This window comes from Elstera litoralis, from assembly GCF_000963705.1.
Lineage (GTDB): Bacteria > Pseudomonadota > Alphaproteobacteria > Elsterales > Elsteraceae > Elstera > Elstera litoralis.
Genome location: NZ_LAJY01000530.1, coordinates 1 through 6,264 on the forward strand (window position 1 = coordinate 1; position 6,264 = coordinate 6,264).

Annotated in this window: 5 protein-coding genes, 1 tRNA gene and 1 pseudogene; 6 read left to right on the plus strand and 1 reads right to left on the minus strand. The window is 62.9% G+C overall.

The features are described 5' to 3' along the window. The 6 genes and pseudogenes from VZ95_RS16900 to VZ95_RS16925 form a co-directional block, all read left to right on the plus strand. Positions 1 to 538: periplasmic substrate-binding domain-containing protein (locus tag VZ95_RS16900; RefSeq protein ID WP_045776896.1), on the plus strand; the 538-nt coding region annotated here is incomplete at its 5' end. 66 nt (positions 539 to 604) lie between these two features. Then, positions 605 to 1,530: pseudogene (locus tag VZ95_RS27410) on the plus strand (ABC transporter permease). Between the two features lies 1 nt (position 1,531). Further along, on the plus strand, positions 1,532 to 2,377 hold the full coding sequence (locus VZ95_RS16910) for an ABC transporter permease (RefSeq protein ID WP_045776897.1): 846 nt from the start codon (positions 1,532 to 1,534) through the stop codon (positions 2,375 to 2,377). 1 nt (position 2,378) lies between these two features. Continuing rightward, a complete protein-coding gene (locus tag VZ95_RS16915; RefSeq protein WP_045776898.1) occupies positions 2,379 to 3,341 on the plus strand; it encodes an ABC transporter ATP-binding protein in 963 nt (320 codons plus the stop codon). Further along, positions 3,334 to 4,296: an ABC transporter ATP-binding protein gene (locus VZ95_RS16920; protein ID WP_045776899.1), complete on the plus strand. Its 963-nt coding sequence runs from the start codon at positions 3,334 to 3,336 to the stop codon at positions 4,294 to 4,296. The genes VZ95_RS16915 and VZ95_RS16920 overlap by 8 nt, the downstream gene beginning before the upstream one ends. After that, on the plus strand, positions 4,265 to 5,815 hold the full coding sequence (locus VZ95_RS16925; RefSeq protein ID WP_232302719.1) for a M81 family metallopeptidase: 1,551 nt from the start codon (positions 4,265 to 4,267) through the stop codon (positions 5,813 to 5,815). Before VZ95_RS16920 ends, VZ95_RS16925 begins: the two co-directional genes overlap by 32 nt. Before the next feature lie 48 nt (positions 5,816 to 5,863). Here VZ95_RS16925 and VZ95_RS16930 read toward each other — a convergent pair. After that, positions 5,864 to 5,937, minus strand: a tRNA-Gly gene (locus VZ95_RS16930). Positions 5,938 to 6,264: the final 327 nt, after the last annotated feature.

Below are 6,264 nucleotides of genomic sequence, written 5' to 3' on the forward strand. Positions count from 1 at the left end.
CGGATGGGTTTTGGGCTCCGATGGTGTGCGCGCCAAGAATGGCACCAAGCTCCAGGTGAAACTCTGGACCACCAATGGCACCGAGTTTAAGCGCATCAGCGAGGCGGTTCAGGCGCAGCTCAAGGCCATCGGCATGCAGGCGGAAATCACCCTCTTCGACGCCAGCACGATCAATGCCCAGTATAAAAAGAAAACCGAGCATCAGCTTGCGATCCGCAGCTATTCCTGGACCAATGCCGATATTATCGACTGGTTTTTCTCAGCGAAACGCCTCGGCTATCCGAACGTCTCGATGCTGAACGACCCGCGCGCCGAAGAGCTGAACGATTTGGCGATGAACAAGGCGCGGACCTGGCCGGAGCGCGTGCAGAATTTCACCCGCTACCACGAGTATATTCTGTCGCAATACGCGTTTGCGCCGATCTATGAGCCCGCAAATCTGTTCACCTACTCGGTCAAGAAGCTGAAACTGCCGGAAGCGGTGCGCGGTACTCGCGTGACCAGCCAGACGATTCTGGATACCGACGCCGTCAAATAAAGCCTCTGCCCGGCGGCGCGCGTCCCCACGCGCCGCCGGGTCCCTCCCCCTTTTCGGGAGATTGGGATGGTTGGTTATTTCCTAAAGCGTTTCGCGCTCCTGCTGCCCGTGTTCCTGGCCATGTCGATGGTGATTTTCGCCATCGTCCATTTGGTGCCGGGCGACCCGATCGACCATATGCTGCAAATCGGCTCCTCGGCGGAACGGCGGGGCGAGTTGATGGCGCAGTTGGGCTTCGATAAGCCGCTCGCTGTGCAATATTTCCTCTGGCTTGGACGCATCCTGAGCGGCGATTTCGGCACGGCGCTGATCCTGAAGCAGCCGGTGCTCGATCTTATTCTGCAAAACCTGCCCTATAGCCTCGCGCTCGGCGGGTTGTCGCTGGCGGTCGCCATGATCGTCGGCGTTTCGACTGGGGCGCTTGCGGCAATTTTCCGAGATACTTGGCTTGACCGCGCGGTGATGACGCTGATTCTGCTCGGCGCGACGGTGCCCGCCTTCTGGCTCGGGCTGTTGATGATCCTCGCCTTTGCCGTGCAGTTGGAATGGTTCCCGGTCTCGGGCGCGCGCTCCTGGGAGTCCCTCGTGCTGCCGGTCGCCACTATCAGCCTCGGCGGGGTCGCCTGGTGGCCCGCGTCACCCGCGCCGCGATGGGCGACATTGCCCGCCAAGATTTCGTGATGATGCTGCACGCGAAAGGCGTTCCCGCCTGGCAAATTCACCTGCGCCATATTCTGCGCCACGCGCTCTTGCCCATCGTCACGCTGCTCGCGCTCAAAATCGGTTGGATTCTCGGCGGGGCCGTCACCATCGAATTTGTTTTCGCCCGCCCCGGCCTCGGCACGTTGCTGATTAACGCCTTGAGCCAGCGCGATTATCCCCTGGTGCAAGGCTGCTTGCTCGTTCTCGGGTGCGCCGTACTGTTCGGCACGCTGCTGGGGGACTTGGTGCAGGTGCTGATGGACCCGCGCATGCGCGACAGGATTTCCTAAAATGGCCGTTCCGCTCGCCCTTCGCCGCACCCTCAGCACCCCGCGCGGCCTGCTGCCCGGGCTGATCCTGCTGCTGTTGGTTGCCACCGCCCTGCTTGCGCCCTGGCTCGCGCCCTATTCTTACGATCTTCAATCCTTACCGAATGCCTATTTGGCCCCCGACGCCGCCCATTGGCTGGGAACCGATGAGTTTGGCCGCGATCTTCTCTCCCGCCTGATCTACGGCGCGCGCATTTCGCTGGGCGTGGCCGTGACCTCGGTCGCCGCCTGTGTGAGCCTGGGCGTGCTGCTGGGAGCGCTGGCGGGGTATTTCGGCGGCTGGTTTGACCGGATCGTGATGGCGCTGGTCGATATCACCTGGTCCTTCCCGGAAATCCTGATTGCCCTGGTCTTGATCGCCATTCTCGGGCCGGGCCTTGGCAGTACCGCGATTGCCATTACCATCGGCTATATGGCGCAATTCGCCCGCCTCACCCGCGCGCAGATCATTGCGCTGAAGGCCGAAACCTATATCGAAGCCACGGTTAACCTTGGCGCCTCCCACGGGCATATTCTGTTTCGGCATCTCATCCCGAATGCGCTCACCCCGGTTCTGGTCGCGGGGATGCTGGCGATTGGCGACGCGATTGTGCTGGAAGCCACCTTAGGGTTCTTCGGCCTTGGCGCGCAGCCGCCGCTGCCCAGTTGGGGAGCGATGCTGCACGGCGGCGTCGCGCAAATCTACCTCGCCCCGTGGGTGATTTTGTTTCCCGGCGTCACCATTGCCGCGACCGTCATCGCCATTAACCTGTTTGGCGACGCGCTGATCGACGCGCTCGACATTCGCAACCGCCTGAAGGAGCGCTGAGATGGCCCTTTTGTCGGTGCACAACCTCTCGGTCGCCATCGGTTCCGTCTCCCCACTGGACGGGATCGGCTTCACCCTGGAGAAGGGCGAAGTTTTGGGCCTTGTCGGCGAATCCGGATCGGGGAAATCCCTGACCGCGACGACCGTAATGGGCCTGCTCCCCCGCCTGGGGGGCCGCGTGACCCAAGGCGCGATTCACTTCGACGGCCACGACCTGACGCAGCTTCCGGAACGCGCCTATCGGCGCTTGCGGGGCCGCCGCATCGCGCTGATTTCGCAAAACCCGATGACCTCGCTCGATCCGATCCTCCCCATCGGCCCGCAGGTGGAGCAACCCGCGCGCCTGCATTTAGGCCTGAGCGAGAGCGCCGCGCGCGACCGCGCCATCGGCCTGATGGAACAGTTGCGCATTCCCGAAGCCGCTACGGTCTACCGCCAATATCCGCACCAATTATCGGGCGGGATGAAGCAGCGGATTGTGATTGCGATGGCCCTGATGGCCGACCCCGACCTGATTATCGCCGACGAGCCGACAACCGCGCTGGACGTGACCATTCAGGCGCAAATCGTACAAATTTTGGCCGATCTCGTCGCCGACCGGGGCCTTGCCCTGCTGCTCATCACCCATGATATGGGCGTCGTCGCGCAGATCTGTGACCGGGTAACGGTGCTCTATGCCGGGCGCGTGGCCGAAAGTGCGCCAGTACGCGCGATTTTCGCCGCGCCGCAGCACCCCTACACCCGCGCGCTGATCGGCTGCATTCCGCAGGAAAATCAGCCGCGCGGCAGCCTGCGCGGCATTCCCGGCACGGTGCCCGGCGTAAAGGATTATCCGAGCGGTTGCCGCTTTCATCCGCGCTGCGCCATCGCCGGGCCGATTTGCCAAACCGAGGTGCCGCCGCGCCTTCTATCGGAGCGCGCCGAAATCGCCTGCTGGAAGCCGGGGGAGATGCCCCATGTCTGAGTTACCCTTGCTGCGCGTCGAAAATCTCACGCGCGAGTTTACCAGCAGCGGTGGCCTGTTCCGCCCGCGCAAACGCATGCGGGCGGTGGAGAATGTCTCCTTCGATCTGCCGCGCGGGTCCGTCACCGGGGTTGTTGGCGAATCGGGGTGCGGCAAATCCACCCTCGCCCGGCTGGTGCTCCGGCTGCTCGACGCCACAGAAGGGCGGGTGATCTTTCAGGGCGAGGATTTGGGCCGGCTGCCCCCGCTGGCCCTGCGCCGCACCCGCCGCCGCATGCAAATGGTCTTTCAAGACCCTTATTCCGCCATCGATCCGCGCTTTACCATCGCGCGCGCGGTGCTAGAGCCGTTTCAGGTGCAGGGGCTTCCCCTCACCACTGCCGACCAGGCCGAAAAGGCCGCTGATCTTTTGCGCATGGTTGGGCTCGATCCGGCCCTGGCGGGCAAATACCCGCATCAGCTTTCTGGCGGGCAAAAGCAGCGCGTCGGCATTGCCCGCGCGCTGGCGCTGGAGCCGAATTTTCTGGTGCTGGACGAGCCCACCGCCTCGCTTGATGTTTCCATTCAAGCGCAAATTATCGCGCTGTTGGAAGAGCTGCGCGACCGACTGGGGCTGACCTATCTGTTCATCTCCCACGATCTCGGGCTGGTGCGCTATGCCTGCGACCGGGTGATCGTCATGTATCTGGGCTCGATTGTCGAAATCCTCCCCACGGCCCACGCCGCCCCGCGCCATCCCTATACGAAAGCGCTGATAGACAGCAGCTTCGCGCCCGATCCAACCCAGCGCAAACCCATCACCCGGCTGAGCGGCGAGATTCCCAGTGCCTACCAGCGCCCGCTCGGTTGCGCGTTTGCCGCCCGCTGCCCGAGCGCGTCCAACCTCTGCCGCAGCACCCGTCCAGCCCTCAGCCAGTCCCCCCATGCCGTCGCCTGCCATCACCCGCACGACTGAACCCGCCCGGAGCGTCTCGATTATGAGTTTCTGCGTTCTCACCGCCGAATTTTCCCACGAAAGCAATAGCTTCAGCCGCCGGTTGACCGACCTTGCCGCCTTTCGCGACCGCTACTACCATTTGGGCGAGGCAGCAATTGCCGAACGCGGCAGCGCCAATACGCCGCTCGCAGGCTTCCTCGACATCGCGCGCCCGGCAGGCTGGACGGTCCATCACCCGATTAGCGCCGGAGCCACCCCGTCCGGGCCAGTGACACGCGAGGCTTACGAGCATATCGCCGCTCTCATTCTCAATGCCGCCAAAACCCATCGAGCCGATCTGAACGGCATTCTATTGGGGCTGCACGGCGCGATGGTGGCCGAGCATCTGGAGGATGGCGAGGGTGAGTTGCTGGAGCGGTTGCGCGCTATCGTCGGCCCCGATATGCCCATCGGCATTACACTCGACCCGCACACCAATATCACCGAACGCATGGTGCGGCTCGCCACCGCCATCGTCGCCTATAAAACCTATCCGCACGTCGATATGCGCGACTGCGGCCAGCAAGCCGCCACCATCATCGGACGCACCATGGCCGGGGAAATCTGCCCCGTGACCCTGTGGGAAAAACTGCCGATGCTGGAGGAAGCCACCGGCGGCCGCACCGACGTCGGCCCTATGCTCCCCCGCCTCGCCGCCGCCCGCGCCTATGAAACGGAGCCGGACGTTTTCGCCGTCAGCGTCAACGGGGCCTTCCCCAATGCCGATATTGCCGACGTCGGCCCGAGCGTGCTGGTGACCTGCCAGGGCGATCTTGCCAAGCATCAGGCCTTCATCCGCCGCATCGCCGCCGATATGTGGGAAAAGCGCGCCGACCGGGGCGAGCCGCTCTTGACCGTAACCGCCGCTGCCCTTCAGGCGAAGCGCTTCGATGCTAAATCCGGCCCCTTAGTCATCGCCGATTTTGCCGATAACCCCGGCGGCGGGGCCTATGGCGATTCAACCGCCCTGCTCGCGGCGTTGATTGCAGCGGAGGTAGAGGATGCCTGCTTCGCGCCGATCTTCGATCCCGAAACGGTCGATCTGCTCGTCAAACATCAGCCGGGCGATACAGTACGACTGACCCTGGGCGGCAAGACCGATGCGCGCTTCGGCGGCGGGCCGCTCGCCCTGTCCGCCACGCTGATCGGGCTTTTTGACGGCAGCTATATTGGCGACGGGCCGATGATCGGCGGCTTGAAAGGCAGCTTCGGCCCCTCGGCCACCATCCGCATTGGCGGGATTGAGGTGCTGGTCGTCAGCAATATCACCCAAGTGCTCGATCTTGCCCAGTTCCGCGCCTTTGGCATCGAGCCGACCGAAAGACGGGTTATCGCGCTCAAATCCATGCAGCATTTCCGCGCGGCGTTCGAGCCGATTGCCGGTCAAGTCATCGTCTGCGACAGTGGCGCGCTCTGCACCCCCGACCTCACCAAACTGCCCTACCACCGCGCGCGCCGCCCGATTTATCCGCTCGATCCCGATACGGCCTGGACGTGAGAAAGCGCACCCAAGGGGCACTTAAAACACTGAAATTTTCAATTAATTTGGAGCGGGTGAAGGGAATCGAACCCTCGTCGTAAGCTTGGGAAGCTTCTGCTCTACCATTGAGCTACACCCGCAGCGCGCTGTGGCGTTCGGTGATAGGGTTTATAGGCAAGCTCGGCGGCGGATGCAAGAGGCCCTGCATCGAAACATCCAAGGGCCGATAAAACATGCGGAACCATTCGGCTCCCAGCGCGTTTTAGGAGAGATGCAATGGTGTCGCACCTCTGCGACAAATAGGCAACTTGGGAGTAAAAACCATGATTTGTCGCGCACTGTGATACACGCGGCGTCGGTTCGGGCTTGCTCCCAAGACGGTGGGGCAGTAGAACTGGCAGCATGAATATAGAGCTTGGGGCTCGTCTAAAGGCGCGATCACTCTTGCGCCTTGGCGGGATAAAAAG

Bases quoted from the DNA above. Each gene is read 5' to 3' on its own strand.
- VZ95_RS16910 (WP_045776897.1), top strand. From the start codon at position 1,532: ATGGCCGTTCCGCTCGCCCTTCGCCGCACCCTCAGCACCCCGCGCGGC.
- VZ95_RS16915 (WP_045776898.1), top strand. From the start codon at position 2,379: ATGGCCCTTTTGTCGGTGCACAACCTCTCGGTCGCCATCGGTTCCGTC.
- VZ95_RS16920 (WP_045776899.1), top strand. From the start codon at position 3,334: ATGTCTGAGTTACCCTTGCTGCGCGTCGAAAATCTCACGCGCGAGTTT.
- VZ95_RS16925 (WP_232302719.1), top strand. From the start codon at position 4,265: ATGCCGTCGCCTGCCATCACCCGCACGACTGAACCCGCCCGGAGCGTC.